Annotated in this window: 12 protein-coding genes; 6 read left to right on the forward strand and 6 right to left on the reverse strand. The window is 73.6% G+C overall.

From position 1 onward, the window contains the following. Positions 1–25: 25 nt before the first annotated feature. Positions 26–3,064, reverse strand: a complete 3,039-nt coding sequence (locus tag GGE06_RS33580) for a CHAT domain-containing protein (RefSeq protein WP_184932556.1) — start codon at positions 3,062–3,064, stop codon at positions 26–28. Positions 3,065–3,133: 69 nt separating this feature from the next. On the opposite strand from GGE06_RS33580, the gene GGE06_RS33585 reads away from it, so the two are divergent. The 4 genes from GGE06_RS33585 (at position 3,134) to GGE06_RS33600 (ending at position 6,869) form a co-directional block, all read left to right on the forward strand. Continuing rightward, complete coding sequence (locus GGE06_RS33585; RefSeq protein WP_116160419.1) at positions 3,134–3,484, forward strand: hypothetical protein; 351 nt, start codon at positions 3,134–3,136, stop codon at positions 3,482–3,484. Further along, positions 3,481–4,185, forward strand: coding sequence for a hypothetical protein (locus tag GGE06_RS33590; RefSeq protein WP_312883393.1), 705 nt, complete (start codon positions 3,481–3,483; stop codon positions 4,183–4,185). The genes GGE06_RS33585 and GGE06_RS33590 overlap by 4 nt, the downstream gene beginning before the upstream one ends. Positions 4,186–4,259: 74 nt before the next feature. Continuing rightward, positions 4,260–4,889, forward strand: a complete 630-nt coding sequence (locus GGE06_RS33595; RefSeq protein ID WP_116160420.1) for a TetR/AcrR family transcriptional regulator — start codon at positions 4,260–4,262, stop codon at positions 4,887–4,889. A gap of 108 nt (positions 4,890–4,997) precedes the next feature. Beyond that, on the forward strand, positions 4,998–6,869 hold the full coding sequence (locus GGE06_RS33600) for an AMP-dependent synthetase/ligase (protein WP_184932557.1): 1,872 nt from the start codon (positions 4,998–5,000) through the stop codon (positions 6,867–6,869). Positions 6,870–6,915: 46 nt separating this feature from the next. On the opposite strand, the gene GGE06_RS33605 is transcribed toward GGE06_RS33600, so the two are convergent. From GGE06_RS33605 to GGE06_RS33620, 4 genes are all read right to left on the reverse strand, one after another. Next, entirely contained in the window at positions 6,916–8,238 is a 1,323-nt protein-coding gene (locus GGE06_RS33605) for a phospholipase D-like domain-containing protein (RefSeq protein ID WP_184932558.1), read from the reverse strand. 89 nt (positions 8,239–8,327) lie between these two features. Then, on the reverse strand, positions 8,328–8,981 hold the full coding sequence (locus GGE06_RS33610; protein ID WP_116160423.1) for a pyridoxine/pyridoxamine 5'-phosphate oxidase: 654 nt from the start codon (positions 8,979–8,981) through the stop codon (positions 8,328–8,330). Next, positions 8,978–10,222, reverse strand: a complete 1,245-nt coding sequence (locus GGE06_RS33615) for an FAD-dependent monooxygenase (RefSeq protein ID WP_116160424.1) — start codon at positions 10,220–10,222, stop codon at positions 8,978–8,980. Before GGE06_RS33615 ends, GGE06_RS33610 begins: the two co-directional genes overlap by 4 nt. 110 nt (positions 10,223–10,332) lie before the next feature. Beyond that, complete coding sequence (locus GGE06_RS33620) at positions 10,333–11,496, reverse strand: thiolase C-terminal domain-containing protein (protein WP_184932559.1); 1,164 nt, start codon at positions 11,494–11,496, stop codon at positions 10,333–10,335. A gap of 106 nt (positions 11,497–11,602) precedes the next feature. Here GGE06_RS33620 and GGE06_RS33625 point away from each other — a divergent pair, with 106 nt between their 5' ends. Further along, positions 11,603–12,931 carry an acyl-CoA dehydrogenase family protein gene (locus GGE06_RS33625; RefSeq protein WP_184932560.1) on the forward strand — a complete coding sequence of 443 codons (1,329 nt, stop codon included), beginning with the start codon at positions 11,603–11,605 and terminating at the stop codon, positions 12,929–12,931. Continuing rightward, positions 12,932–13,402 carry a nitroreductase family deazaflavin-dependent oxidoreductase gene (locus GGE06_RS33630; RefSeq protein WP_116160427.1) on the forward strand — a complete coding sequence of 157 codons (471 nt, stop codon included), beginning with the start codon at positions 12,932–12,934 and terminating at the stop codon, positions 13,400–13,402. It abuts the gene before it with no gap. A 111-nt stretch (positions 13,403–13,513) separates the two neighbouring features. Here the strand turns inward: GGE06_RS33630 and GGE06_RS33635 are convergent, their stop codons facing one another. Then, positions 13,514–14,161, reverse strand: coding sequence for a TetR family transcriptional regulator (locus GGE06_RS33635; RefSeq protein ID WP_041129739.1), 648 nt, complete (start codon positions 14,159–14,161; stop codon positions 13,514–13,516). Between the last annotated feature and the right edge of the window lie 106 nt (positions 14,162–14,267).

Genomic DNA, 14,267 nt, shown 5'->3' on the forward strand with positions numbered 1-14,267 from the left:
GCACATCGCGTTTCCGGCGTCCCGGTCACGGGCCGTCGTGGACGAAGGGGACCCAGACGGTCGGGTCGGTGGGGTCCTTGGCGCGGAGCTCGGCGACGGCCCGGTGGAGGGCACGGGCGGCGCCGGTGGACGCCGGGCCGTCCGGGCCGGAGAGGTGACGGTAGAAGGCGGCCGCCACCTCGGGTGCGGCCCCGTCGTTGATCGACCACAGGGTCGCCACCACGTGCCGGAACCCCGCGATGCGCAGGGCGGCGGCGGTGTGCACGGCCTCGTCCGGGAGCTCCCCGGCGCCCAGGCGGGTGTGGCAGGCGGACAGGAACGCCAGGTCGGCGCGGTCGAGCCGCAGATCCGCGAGGTCGAGAAGGCTGAGGTCGCGGTCCCTGAGACAGAGTCCCGCGCCGGCCGGTGCCGTCATGTCGAGCCAGCCGTGACAGGCGAAGTGCGCCCAGGCGTGTTCCGGCAGCCGGTGTCGCACGGCCGCCGTGGTGGCCGCCTCGTCGGCCAGGACCGTCAGCCGCGGGCGGCCGAGGATCCGGTCGAGGGCCTGGAGCTCCGCCGCGACCCCGGGCAGGACGGTATGGCCGCGTCCGGTGTCGGTGAGGGCGACCGCCAGGAGAGCGGGATCGGTGGGTTCCGGGCGGCGCCGGGCGTCGACGAGGGCGGAGAGCGTGGTGGTGTACGAGGACACCGCCGCGTACGGCAGGCCGACGGGCTCGGCCGGGCCGGCCGTGATGCGGGGGTAGCGGCCCGCCGCGTGCAGCGGAAGGATCGAGAGGGACGCCGTGGGGCACCACCACAGGCGGGGCGGGTCGGCCGACTCGGTCGGCCAGTCCAGTCGTTCGAGGACCGGCAGGGCGATGCGGTTCCAGAGCCATTCCAGGGTGTCGTGCACGGTGTGCCGGGCGCATTCGTGGGTGTCCCAGCTGGCGTCGGGCGCCATCGCGTCGTCGAGGTGGCTCAGGTAGGTGTTGGCGATCGCGTCGATGCCGGGCACGTCGACGTCGGGCAGTTCCACGACCTCGATCCCTCCGCCCGGAAGCACGATGATCGCGTCGCAGCGGATCGTGCTGATGTTGACGATGACGACGGGGCCTGCGTCCGCGGCCGGTGCCAGCTTCTTGAACGGGGCCGGGCCGAGGAACTCGGTGCCGTCAGGCAGCGGCTGCACCTCGGACACCAGCCGCTGCCAGCGCCGGGCCAGTCGCAGGCGTTCCTCCTGGTCGAGCCGGTCGTCCCCGGCGAGCCGCGTGCGGATCCGCTCCAACTCGGCCGCGCGGTCCCGGTCGTGGGCGGCGAGCGCGGCGAGGTCCGTCCGCAGGTGCAGGGTGGAGGACCACAGCACCGACCGGCCCTGTTCGAGCAGTTCCACGGCCAGTTCGGGCTGTCCGGTCTCGAGGGCCAGGGCCGCCGCGTCACGCGGCATCGCCTTGCTCTCCTGGATGCTCTTCACCTGGTCGGCCCGGTCCAGGCCGGCCCAGCCGTACTCGCGGAGCAGTGCGACAGCGGCGCGTGCTCCGGTCAGGGCCTCGTCCAGGTCGCCGGACGCCCGCGCCTCCCCGGCCCAGCCGCGCGCGGCGAACAGCCTTTCCTGGACGGGGGAGCCCTTCGCCTCCGCCGCCGCGCGCATCGCCGCCACCGCGGCCCGGCGGTCCGCCTTGTGTCCGTGGCGGCTGAACCGGCGGAACAGCCCCACGGCTTTGCCGAGCATCACCTCGGCGCGGGCGAGATGCATCGGGGGGCAGCATTCCGCGGCCGTCGTGAAGACCTTCAGTACCTCGTCCTCCTCGACGAGGACCCCGTGGTCCTCCGCCCCGAGGAGGAGCGTGCCGAGCATGCGGTTCGCGTCGAGTGCGTGCCGGCCGCTCCCGGCCAGCGCGACCGCCTCCCTCGCCGCGTCCACGGCCTCGCCGCGCCGTCCGACGGAGCCCAGTGCCTGGGCCAGCCGCGCCAGGAGGAGCGGCCGGTCGACATGCGTGGCCGGCATGACGGCCAGGGCGCGGAGGGCCGGGTCCACGCCGTCGGCGCGGTCGGCGGCGAACGCGGCTCGGACCAGGGTCTCCGGGTACTCGCCGGGCACCGCCGGCAGGGTGTCGCCGAGGATCCGCCGCATCGCCTCGGCGGCCCGCCGGTCGGCGGCCCGTCCGATCATGTCGGCCCGCGTCTGCAGCGCACCCATGAGTGAGGTCGCGGCCAGGGAGGCGTGCTTTCCGTCATCGTCCTCCAACGCCGGGAACAGCACCTCGACCGCGTCGTTCAGATCGTCGACCGAGCCGCGCCGCCTGCCCCTCAGGGTCAGCGCGGCTCCCAGGTTGTTCCGGAACAGGCCGTCGCCGACCGTCGCACGGTCGACCGCCGCCCGGCCCCAGCGGACGGCCTCGTCCAGGTACCGGTCCTCGTCCGCGTCCCGGGCCAGGTTCAGCAGGGACGAGCAGAGGCTCGACTCCAGTGCCGCCCGGTCCTCGGGGGGTCCGCCGGGCTGGGCCAGGGCCGGTCTGACGACCTCGTCCAGGAGGCTGTGGAGCGGGTCCGGGTCCTGCGTCGTCTGGAACCGCGTGTTCGCCAGGGCGAGCGCACCCTGGGTGGCCCGCAGCCGCGCGTAGTGGCCCGTCGGCAGGACGCGCAGCGCCTCGTACGCGGTGTCGATCGCCTCGGTCAGGTCCTCGTCCCGTCCCCAGCGCTCGTACTGCTCCCTCAGTACGTCACGCAGCGAGCCCAGCATCAGGGGCCGGGCGGGGTGGTCGGCGGACGCCGACCGCACCGCCTCCCGGTTGAGCGCGACCGCCCGGTCCATCAGCTCCCCGTCGCCTGTGGCCGTGGACGCCACGTACGCGCGGGCCGCGGCCGCGTACAGCATGACGGGAGGGGTCGCCGACTCCCATACGGAGGGGGGCTGGTCCGGCTCGACCTCGATACGGGCCATCCGGTAGACCCAGTCGGCCGCTTCCGGGTGCCCGGCGGTGTGCGCGCGGGCGAACCAGTGGAACGCCTTGCCGTACCGCCGCTTCGCGAACGCGTGCACACCGTTCCGGTAGAGGTCCGCGCCCTGTTCTTCGTCGACCGACATCAAACCCCTTGCCACACAGGATGGTTCGAATCGGTCTCAGCGTAGGGTGCCGCTCACTACTGTGATGTCATGTCCGAAGAAACCGCCCTCGCCTACCTGCAGACCGCCGACTACAGGTGGACCAGGCGCGCGTTCGAGTTGCTCGGGGCGCGTGAACTCACGGTCACCCCGTACGAGGGGGGCGGCGCGCCCTGTTTCGTGGTCGAGGGCCCGTGTCCCCGCTGTGACCACCACCTGGTGGACCGTCAGGTGACCACCGGGCTCACCGGTCTGTCCGGCCCCAGCCGCGGCGAGGGCGGCAACCGGGCGCCCGCGATCGTGCTGGACGTGACGTGCGGTTGTGGCGGCGCGCACGAGAACGCTCCGGCGGGGGCGGTCGGTTGCGGCGCCAGCTTCCGGATCGTGATGGACGCTGCGTGAACCCGGTGCCCCGGCCGTCGGAGCGGCCGCCCACCGAGCCCGCGCCGGCGGAACCCGGACGGTTCCGCCTGCCGGAGCGGCCGCTCACCGAGGCCGACCTGGCGGAACGCGAACGGTTCCGGGCGATGGTGCAGCAGTCGCTGCCGAGCGTGCGGGCCAGCGCGGAGGCGTGGCGCAACGGTCTCGCGGCCTTCGTCACCCTGATCGGCGCCGCGGTCGTGATCAAGGGGCGGACCACGACGGCGGAGCTTCCGCCGCTGTGGCGGCTGGCGGTCACCGTCCTGATCGGCGGCGGCCTCGCCCTCGCCGTGACGGGCCTGTGGCACGCCCTGGCCGCGCAGGCCGGGACGAAGCCGCTGGCGGTCACGCTGGCCGACATCCACCGTGAGCACGGCTCGATCGACGGCTTCGAGGTCGCGACCGCGATCCGGGCGGCGCACCGGCTGACACTCGCCCGTCGTGCGGTCGGCCTCGCGCTGGCCTGCCTGTTCGCCGGGACGGCCCTCACCTGGTGGGCGCCCGGCACGACACCGGGGAACCTGCGGGTGACGTACGGCCCGGACACCGTCTGCGGCACCCTGCTGGCAGCCGACGGCGGGCGGCTGAGGATCTCCGTGGACGGGCAGACCGAGGCGGTGGAGGTTCCGCTCACCGCCGTCACGGGCATGACGGTCACGGCTGACTGCAACCCACCCCTCTGACATGCGCTCGCCCGGCTGATCGGCGACACTGCTGCGGGGCATCCAATGGATCTTGGAAGCAGGGGTGGGGCGCCATGGCCGGTGGGGCGAAGGCGCGGCGGTTGCCGCGGGTGGTGCGGGAGCGGCAGATGGTGGACGCGGCCGTGCGGTGCTTCGCGCGGCACGGGTACCAGGCGGCGTCCATGGACGAGATCGCCGAGCTCGCCGGGGTCTCGAAGCCGTTGGTCTATCTGTATCTGGGCTCCAAGGAAGAGCTGTTCACCGCCTGCATACGGCGGGAGGCGGCGGCGCTGCTCGGGGCCGTCGCCGCCGAGGTCGGGGAAGCCGAGGTGCCGCCCGACGAGCGGCTCTGGGCGGGACTGCTCGCCTTCTTCACGTACGCCGCCGAGCACCCGGACGCGTGGGTGGTGCTGAGCCGGCAGGCGCGGACGCACGGGGAGCCGTTCGCCGGCGAGGTGGCGCGGATGCGGGACGAGATCGTGGGCTTCGTGGCGGGGCTCATCGGCGAGGCCGCCGGGATGGTGATCGCCGGGCGGGACGTGGAGGCGCTCGCGCAGGCCCTGGTGGGATCCGCCGAGTCCTTGGCCAGCTGGGCGAACGAGACCCCCGGGGTGACGGCGAAGGAGGCCGCCGCGACGCTGATGAACTTCGCCTGGGCCGGGCTCGGAAACCTCATGAAAAGCGAGCGCTGGTCTCCCCGGTAGCGCTTACCGGACAGTAAGGTTACCGGCTAGTCCGGGCAGTTGGGGCAACTCAGGGCTCAACGTACCGACGCACGACCTCAGTTCATCGCGCCAACCGAGGAGCCGCACGTGTCCGTCGTACCCGCCGCATCCGAGACCGAGCCCGCCGAGCCGCGGAAGGTGGTGGTGGACGGGCGGGTGCGGGAGGTGTCCGTCCCCGCGCTCGTTCCCCGGGTCGACCGCGGCTCGCTCGCCGACCTGCCGTACGACAACGCCCGGCAGGACCCCGAGGCCGTCCTGTTCTCGCGGAAGGACGCCGACGGGGCCTGGTACGACGTCAGCGCCGGCCGGTTCGCCGCCGAGGTGCACTCCGTCGCCAAGGGGCTCATCGCCTGCGGCCTGCGCCCCGGCGACCGGCTCGCGCTCATGGCCCGCACCACCTACGAGTGGACCCTGATCGACTTCGCCGCCTGGGCCGCCGGGCTCGTCACCGTCCCCGTCTACCCCACCTCCTCCGCCTTCCAGACCCGCTGGATCCTCCAGGACTCCGGGGCCGCGGCCTGCGTCGTCGAGGACGCCGAGCAGGCCCGGCTCGTCTCCGCCGAGCGCCGCCAGCTCCCCGGCCTCGCCCACCTCTGGGTCCTCGACGCCGGCGCCGTCGAACAGTTGCGGCAGGCCGGGGCGCGGGTCGCCGACGAGACCGTGACCGCGCGGCGCGGACTGCTCACGCCCGAGGCGCTCGCCACCCTCATCTACACCTCCGGCACCACCGGCCGGCCCAAGGGCTGCGCCCTCACCCACGCCAACTTCTTCGCCGAGGTCGACAACGCCGTCCGGCTCCTCCACCCCGTCTTCGTCTCGGAGAGCAAGGAGCCCGCCGCCACCCTCCTCTTCCTGCCGCTCTCCCACGTCTTCGGCCGGATGGTCGCCGTCGGCTGCGTCCGCGCCCGCGTCCGGGTCGGGCACGCCCCCACCGTCGAGGGCGAGGAGCTCCTCACCGACCTGGCCGGCTTCCGGCCCACGTTCCTCCTCGCCATCCCGTACGTCCTGGAGAAGGTCTTCAACAAGGCCCGCGCCACCGCCGAACGCGGCGGGAAGGCCGCCGCCTTCGACCGCGCCGCCCGGATCGCCCGCCGGTACGGGCGGACCGCCTCGCCCCCGCTCGCCCTGCGGGCCGCCCGGGCCCTCTACGACCCGCTCGTCTACCGGCGGATCCGCACCGCCCTCGGCGGCCGGGTGAAGTACGTGATCTGCGGCGGCTCCCCGCTCGGCGCCCCGCTCGCCGAGTTCTTCGCGGGCGCCGGCGTCGAGGTCTTCGAGGGGTACGGCCTGACCGAGACCACGGCCGCCTCGACGGTCACCCCGCCCCGCCGGCCGCGCACCGGGACCGTCGGCCTTCCGGTGCCGGGCACGGCGGTCCGGATCGCCGGCGACGGCGAGGTCTGGCTCAAGGGCGGTCACGTCTTCGCCGGGTACTGGGACGGGCAGCGCGGCGCGGCCGTGCCGTACACCGACGACGGCTGGTTCCCCACCGGGGACATCGGCTCCCTCGACGAGGACGGCTACCTCCGGATCACCGGCCGCAAGAAGGACCTGCTCATCACCTCGGCCGGCAAGAACGTCGCCCCGGCCCCGCTGGAGGACTGGCTGCGCGCCCACCCGCTGGTCGCCCAGTGCATGGTCCTCGGCGACGACCGCCCGTACGTCACGGCCCTGATCACCCTCGACCACGAGGGGCTGACGCACTGGCGGCGGATGCGGCACAAGGACCAGCTGGCGCTGTGGGAGCTGGCCCGCGACCCGGAGCTGCTGGCCGCGCTCCAGCGGGGGGTGGACGACGCCAACCGGCTGGTCTCGCGCGCCGAGTCGATCCGCGCCTTCCGCGTCCTGACCACCGAGTTCTCGGAGACCTCGGGACACCTGACGCCGTCGATGAAGCTCAAACGGCGGGCGGTGCTGCGGGACTTCGCCCGGGACATCGAGGAGATGTACCGGGAGTGAGGCGCACCCGGGGGTGCACGGGCGTGTCCGGGTGCGCCTCCGTGGCTCAGCAGGTGGCGTCGACGGCGTCACCGTTGGCGGGCCGGTGCGTGGTCGCGGCCCGCAGCTTGTTGTAGTTGGCGACGTACGCGTCGTGGACCGCGGGGTCCTCGAACTGGAGCATCGTCTCGTCGCTCTGGCGCAGCGAGTTGGTGGACCAGTTGTGGCTGCCGGTCCACACGATCTTGCGGTCGGGGACGCCGTAGTAGTTGCCCTCGATCAGCAGGTACTTGTCGTGGATCCAGGTGGAGTCCTTGCCGCAGTAGTACGTGGTGATGACGCCGTTGTACGCGTTGGTCGTGGCGGCCAGGAGCTTCTCCAGGGAGGTCCTGGCCAGGCCGTTGGAGCCGTCGTGGGTGAGGGCGACCTCGACGTAGCAGCCCTGGGCGTCGAGCTGGACGAGCTTGTCCGCGAGGTAGGGGCGGGAGAAGATCGTCATGGCGACGCGGATCCGCGTGCGGTGGTTGTCGGTGGTGCCGACGACCGAGTTGCCGAAGCAGTTCACGTGGTCGAGGACGGTCGCGACGGTGTCCTCTCCCGGGTCGTCGTAGAACACCGAGTCGCTGGTGGCGGCGCGCGGATAGAAGTGGATCTTCGCGTTGCCGGAGGCCACCGGGGCGCGGCCGGTGTCGTAGTAGTTGTTGTTCGGGACCTTGGCGGCGAGGTCGTCGAAGTAGCCGTTGTAGGCGTTGTAGATGCCGTCGTTGCCGGTCAGGACCAGGGCGTTGTTCCAGCCGAGGTAGCCGTCGCGGCCGGTGTGGAGGTTCGCCGAGGACTGCATGACGACGCGGGGCGTGCCGTTCGTCTCGGTGAAGAGGATGAACTTGTTGTGGTTGATGGCGTCGACGCCGCCCTTGGCCAGGGTGCCGATGCAGCCGCGGGCGGTGCCGCAGTGGGTCACCCAGGAAGGCTTCGAGGTGTCGGTGCCGAGCTCGGCGGCGAGCGTGTCGTACAGCGCGTACCCGGTGGCCTTCACGTCGAAGATCGCCTGGACGTTCACGCCGCGGTCGTGGGCGGCGGTCAGGGCGTTCGTGAACGTGGCGTCGTTGAGGTAGTAGTACGAGAGCCGGATCCGGGAGCCGGCCGGGGCGCCGCTGATCAGCTCGATCTGCTTGTCGACGATCGCCCGCTGCTCGGTCGCGGTGCCGACCGGGTTGTTGAAGACGGCCTGGGTGGTCACGCCCGCCGCCGCCGTCGCGCCTGCGGTCCCGGCGCCTGTGGTGTCGGCGCCCGCGGGCGAGGCGGAGACGGGCGAGGCGGAGACGGTGAGGGCCGAGGCCAGGAGCGCCGCCGCCAGGGAGGCGGCGCGGAGCTTGTGCCGGATGCGCATGGAGTTCCCTTCTGTTTTCGGACTCCGGTACGACTCGGGCGGGGGCTCGGGGGTTGCGGCCGATTCCGGCCCGATCGGCACGGCGCCCGTCAGGGCCAGAGGAGTTCGCGGGTCCAGCCGCCCGCGGTGCGCCGGTAGCGGAGGCGGACGTGGCGGCGGCGGGCGTCGCCCTGGAAGAACTCGACCTCGGCCGGCTCGACCACGTACAGGGTCCAGGTGGGGGCGGGGGCGTCCGGTTCGGCCTCGGCCCGGCGCCAGGCGGCGGCGCTCGCCTCGGCGAGGGTCTCGGGGGAGTCGAGGACCTCGCTCTGCCGGCCGACGAGCGCCGAGGCGAGGGCGCCGGTGGTGCGGGCGTGGAGGTCCTCGTACGCCTCCTGGGGGGTGCCGGTGGTGACGTGGCCCCGGACGCGGACCTGGCGGCCCTGGACCGGCCAGTAGAAGCCGAGGGCGGCCTCGGGGCGGGCGGCGAGCTGGCGGCCCTTGGCGCTGGTGGCGTGCGAGGCGAAGTGCCAGCCGCGGTCGTCGGCGTCGTGCAGCATCACCGTGCGGACGTCGGGCCTGCCGTCCTCGTCCACGGTGGCCAGGGAGAGGGTGTGCGGCTCGGTCTGTCCGGCCGCGGCCGCCGCCGTGAACCAGTCGTGGAAGAGGGGGAGCGGCTCGGGCGGGGCGCTCGCCGGGTCGAAGGAGGGGAGTTCGGTGTCCCAGACCCTGAGCGAGTGGAGGGCGCGGTGGAAGTCGGTCATGCCGCCACCGTAGGCCGTGCGGTGGTGTCGTAGTCCTCGATCGCGACGGCGTTCGCCGTGGCCTGGATCTCGTCGCGGATCTTCTTCGCGATGAGGTTCTTCCAGGGGGTCTTCGGCAGCGTCCGGACCATGAGCATGCGCAGGGCGATCTTCCACTTCCGGTCGACGACCATCTCCTTGACGAAGCGCTCGGCCATCCGCTGGTTGCGCTCCACGCCGGGTCGCATCCGCTCCTCGTAGCGGGCGAAGGCGACGGTGTGGTCGCCGCCCGCCCGGGCGAGCTCGCCCGCCAGGACGTACGCGCCGGTGAGGGCGAGGCCCGTGCCCTGGCCGGAGGCGGGGGAGGTGCAGTGGGCGGCGTCGCCGAGCAGCACGACCCGGCCGGTGGACCAGTGGTCCATCTCCACGAGGGCGATGGAGTCGAGGTAGAAGTCGTCGGCCTCGGCGGCGTGCCCGAGCAGGCGCGGGATCTCCCAGCCGTCGCCCTCGAAGGTGCGGGCGAGGAAGCGCTTCTGGGCGGCGGTGTCGCGGTGGTCGGGCTGCTCCTGGGTGGAGGAGAAGACGAAGAGGTTCTTGGCGTCGGTCTCGCCGGCGGAGCTGTAGACGCAGGTCAGCTTCCCGGGGAGCGCGTGGTAGGTCTCCCAGCGGTCCAGGCCCAGGTGGTTGGGGGCCGTGAAGATGGAGATGTACGCGTCGAGGTGGCGCTTGTACCGCTCCTCCGGGCCGAAGACGAGCCTCCGGGTGTTCGAGTGGAGGCCGTCGGCGCCGACGACCAGGTCGAAGCGGCGGACGGTGCCGGACTCGAAGGCGACGGTGACGCCGTCGGGGTCCTCCGTCAGGGCGGCGATCGAGTCGCCGAAGACGTACTCGACGTCCTCGCGGGTCCGGTCGTACAGGATGCGGGCGAGCTCGCCGCGCATGATCTCGTCGTCCTGCTCGACGCGGCCGCCGAAGATGTCGGCGGGCAGTTCGCCGATGGTGCGGCCGGCGTCGTCGACGTACGAACCGCCGCGCATGTCCGTGGAGTTGGCGCGGATCTCGTCGAGGACGCCCATCCGGCGGCAGACCTCGATGGCGGTGCCGCGGATGTCCACCTTGTAGCCGCCGGTGCGGAGTTCGGGGGCGCGCTCGACGACGGTCGGGACGAAGCCGTAGCGGTGCAGCCAGAGGGCGAGGGCGGGGCCGGCGATCGAGGCGCCGGAGATCAGGACGGTCTTGGCGGTCTTCGTGGTGCTGGTCATGGCAGGACTCCTCGTCGGGTGTCTGCGGGCCGTTCCCCTGCCCGCAGACATGACTATACGGATGTCCTACACGGTTGTCTATGACGCTTGTATAGATCCTTCGGGGGTGGTCAGCCGCGACCGAGCACCACCGTCCCCGAGGAGCAGAACCAGCCCCCCGTCCCCGAGGCCACCGCCAGCTCCGGCAGCGAGCCGTCCGGGCGCCGCACCTGCAACCCCGGCGCCTCGCCGCGCAGTTGGCGCACCGCCTCCACCAGCAGGAACAGGCCCCGCATCCCCGGGTGGCAGGCCGAGAGGCCGCCGCCGTCCGTGTTCACCGGCAGCCGGTCCTTCTCCTGGACGAACGCGCCGCCCTCGCCCTTCGCGCAGAAGCCCAGGTCCTCCAGGGTCACCAGGGTCATGTAGGTGAAGGCGTCGTAGATCTCGGCGACCTCGACGTCGGCCGGCCGGACGCCCGCCCGCCCGAAGGCCAGCCGGCCGCTGACGGCCGCCGGGGAGACCGTGAAGTCCTCCCACTCGGACATCGTGGTGTGCGAGACGTGCTCGCCCGTGCCGAGCACCCAGACCGGGGCCTTGCGGCAGTCCTTCACGTACTCCTCGGCCACGAGCAGCACCGCGCAGCCGCCGTCGCTGCGGATGCAGCAGTGCAGCTTGGTGAACGGGTCCGCGATCATCGGCCCGTCCAGGACGTCGTCGACGGTGATCGGCTCGCGGAACATCGCCTCCGGGTTGAGCGCCGCGTTCGCCCGCGCCCGCACGGCCACCTCCGCGAGCTGCTCCAGGGTCGTGCCGTACTCGTGCATGTGACGGCGGGCGGCCATCGCGTACTTGGCGATCAGGGTGTGCCCGTACGGCACCTCGAACTGGAGCGGGCCGCGCGAGCCGAACGAGAGGTTCGAGGTGCGGCGCCGGGCCCGGATGTCGGCGCGGGCCGTGGAGCCGTACACGAGCAGGACCGCGTTCGCACGGCCCGCGGCGATCGCGTCGGCGGCGTGCGCGGCCATGACCTCCCAGGTGGCGCCGCCGACGGCGGTCGAGTCCACCCAGAGGGGGCGCAGGCCCAGGTACTCGGCGACCTCGACCGGGGCGAGCGTGCCGAGGCCCGCCGAGGCGAGGCCGTCGATCAGCGAGCGGTCGAGGCCGCTGTCCGCGAGGGCGCGGCGGGCGGCCTGGGCGTGCAGGGCGTAGGGGGTGGCCTCGTCGACCCGGCCGCAGTCGGAGAGGGAGACGCCGACGACGGCGACGCGGCGGGAGCTGCGTGTGGTGGTGGGCATGAATCTGACGGTACATCAGATTCCTTGAATCGGGACCGGCACCTCTCTGGGCAACCGGGCCCGCACCGCCCTAGCATGACGGACCGTCAGATACGGAGGGAGCCCCATGGACGCCGATTCCGCTGCGCTCGACGCCCCGAGGGCGGAACCGCCCGCGGGCCCGCCCCCGGCGGACCCGCCCGCCGCGACGGCGGCGCGACCGCCCGCCGCCCCGGCCGCAGGCCGAGCGGACCCGTGCGCCACCCCGCCCGCGGCACCGTTCGCCGGCGCGCCCGCGCCGGCCGCGGACCCGCCGGCCGGCCGGGCGGACCCGCCCGCCCCCGGCGGACCCGCCTCCGCACTCGCCCAGGAGCAGCGGGAGCTCCGGCACGCCCTGCGGGGGCTGCTCGCCGAGTGGGCCGGGCCGGACGGGAGCCGGGCGGCCTCCGCCGGCCCCGACCGGTACGACACCGCACTCTGGGCCCACCTCGCCGGCACCCTCGGCCTCGCCGGGCTCGCCGTCCCCGAGGAGTACGGAGGCGCCGGCCGCGGCCCCGCCGACCTCGCCCTCGTCTGCGAGGAGGCCGGCCGCGCCCTCGCCCCCTCCCCGCTCCTCGCCACCACCGTCCTCGCCGCCCCGCTGCTCGCCGCCCTCGGCACCCCCGCCCAGCGCGCCGCCCACCTCCCGCGCGTCGCCACCGGCGCACTCACCTGCGCCCTCGCCGTCCCCGGCGGCCTCTCCCACGCCCTCGGCCTCACCGGCGACAACACCGACGGGAACTGGTCGGGCGACGGCCGGGCCGGCGGCATCCAGGCCGCCCGCGCGGCGGACGGCGGCTGGCGCCTCTACGGCGAGGCCGCCCAGGTCGTCGACGGACACAGCGCCGGACTGCTCCTCGTCGCCGCCCACACCGGCGGCTTCGCCCGCAGCCGCACGCTCCTCTTCCTCGTCCCCGCGGACGCCCCCGGCCTCGTACGGACCCGGCAGCCCGCCCTCGACCCCACCCGGCCCCTGGCGACCGTCCAGTTCCGGGACACCGGGGCCGAACTCCTCGGCGAGGAACCGGCCGACGTCCTCGGCGCCCTCGCCGCCGCCGGCCGCACCGCCGCCGCCATGCTGGCCGCCGAGGCCGTCGGCGCCGCCGCGGCCGCCCTCGACCGCGCGGCCGGGCGCCCCGGCTCCCGCGAAGGCTCCCGGCACCGCCTCGCCGACCTCCACGTCCAGGTCGGGGTGGCCCGCTCCCTGGCGTACTGCGCGGCCCGCGAGCCCGACGGCGGACCGCTCGCCCTCGCCCACGCCCTGGAGGCGCTGCGCGCCACCGCCGGCGAGTGCCTCCAGCTCGACGACCTCTGCTTCAAGCGGGCGGCCTCCGACGAGCTGCTCTTCGGGCCCGCCCGGCGGCTGCGCGCACGGGCCGCCGAACGGACCGGACTCTTCGGAGAGGAGGCGGCGTAGATGCCCGCCGGACGGAAGCTCGTGCAGAAGGTGTCCTCGACCCGGACCTTCGCCAGGGTCGCCCCGCACCTCATCCCGGCCATGGACCGGGCCGTGCACCGGCTGACCAAGGGAAAAGTGCTGCTCAGCGCGCGGATGCTGCCCGGCGTGATCCTCACCGCCCGGGGCGCGAAGAGCGGGCGGCCGCGGGTCACCCCGCTCGCCTGCATGCCCGAGGGGGACGGCCGCTGGCTCCTCGTCGGCTCCAACTTCGGCCGGACCGGCCACCCGGCCTGGACGGCGAACCTGCTCGCCCATCCGGACGTCGAGGTCAACTGGCGGGGCGAGGACGTACCCGTACGGGCGGAACTGCTCGCGGGCGAGGAACGGGCGGCGGCCTGGAAGGCGGCGCTCGAGTTCTGGCCGCCGTACGCCACGTACCAGGCACGGATCGAGCGCGAGATCCGGCTCTTCCGGCTCACCCGCCGGTAGGGGGGATCCCGGGCCCGGCACGGCGACGCCGACGGCGGTCCCGCCCCCCGTTTCCCGGGGAGCGGGCCGCCGCCGGCGTCGTCGACAGGACCGGTGAAGGAGAGGGTGGCGCTATCTGGTCGGCTTCTTGCCGGTGATTCCCAGGTGCACCAACAGCGCGAGGTTCGGCTTGAGTTCGGCCTGCTTCACGCCCCAGGTCTGGAAGCCCTTCTGGTGGCCGGCGACCGAGGCCAGCATCGCCACCAGGGAGCCGGCCATCGCGGCGGGGCTGACGTCCTTGTCGACCTTGCCCTTGGCCTGGAGCTCCTTCACCGCGTCCGTCAGGGAGTTGGTGACCGAGTTCAGGATCTTCATGCGGATCTTGTAGAACCGCTTGTCGCCCTCGGCGGCACCGAGGTCCACGACCCGCAGGATCGCGTCGTGCTTGCGCCAGAAGTCCAGGAAGCCCTCGACGAGTTCCTCCGAGGTCTGCCAGCCGGCCTTGCCGACCCAGGAGCGGCCGGAGACCAGCTCGGTCAGCGCGGCGCCCTCCTTGGCCATTTCCTCCGCGATCTCGAGGACCGCTCCCTCGACGTCCGGGAAGTACTGATAGAACGTCGCGGGTGAAGTACCCGCCTTCCGGGCCACATCGATGACCTTGACGTCCCGGTAGGGCGAGGAGCTGAGCATCTCACCGAGGCAGTCGAGCAGCTTCTGCCGCGTCGCCTGGCCGCGTCGTCCGGCCACGCGGCCGTCGACGGTGCGTACTTGTCCTGTCATGCCGTCAGCTTACCGAGGGGGCCTCGGAGCGCGATTCGGCCGAGTGCAAATGGGGTGCACCCCGTTCTCCGAGGTCGGCACGCGTGTCCCCGGCGGAGGGGAGGGG

The organism is Streptomyces nymphaeiformis (assembly GCF_014203895.1).
Classification (GTDB): Bacteria; Actinomycetota; Actinomycetes; order Streptomycetales; family Streptomycetaceae; genus Streptomyces; species Streptomyces nymphaeiformis.

Excerpts from the sequence above, each read along its gene's own strand:
- GGE06_RS33580 (WP_184932556.1), bottom strand. The coding sequence starts at position 3,064 with ATGTCGGTCGACGAAGAACAGGGCGCGGACCTCTACCGGAACGGTGTG.
- GGE06_RS33585 (WP_116160419.1), top strand. The coding sequence starts at position 3,134 with ATGTCCGAAGAAACCGCCCTCGCCTACCTGCAGACCGCCGACTACAGG.
- GGE06_RS33595 (WP_116160420.1), top strand. The coding sequence starts at position 4,260 with ATGGCCGGTGGGGCGAAGGCGCGGCGGTTGCCGCGGGTGGTGCGGGAG.
- GGE06_RS33605 (WP_184932558.1), bottom strand. The coding sequence starts at position 8,238 with ATGCGCATCCGGCACAAGCTCCGCGCCGCCTCCCTGGCGGCGGCGCTC.
- GGE06_RS33610 (WP_116160423.1), bottom strand. The coding sequence starts at position 8,981 with ATGACCGACTTCCACCGCGCCCTCCACTCGCTCAGGGTCTGGGACACC.
- GGE06_RS33615 (WP_116160424.1), bottom strand. The coding sequence starts at position 10,222 with ATGACCAGCACCACGAAGACCGCCAAGACCGTCCTGATCTCCGGCGCC.
- GGE06_RS33620 (WP_184932559.1), bottom strand. The coding sequence starts at position 11,496 with ATGCCCACCACCACACGCAGCTCCCGCCGCGTCGCCGTCGTCGGCGTC.
- GGE06_RS33625 (WP_184932560.1), top strand. The coding sequence starts at position 11,603 with ATGGACGCCGATTCCGCTGCGCTCGACGCCCCGAGGGCGGAACCGCCC.
- GGE06_RS33630 (WP_116160427.1), top strand. The coding sequence starts at position 12,932 with ATGCCCGCCGGACGGAAGCTCGTGCAGAAGGTGTCCTCGACCCGGACC.
- GGE06_RS33635 (WP_041129739.1), bottom strand. The coding sequence starts at position 14,161 with ATGACAGGACAAGTACGCACCGTCGACGGCCGCGTGGCCGGACGACGC.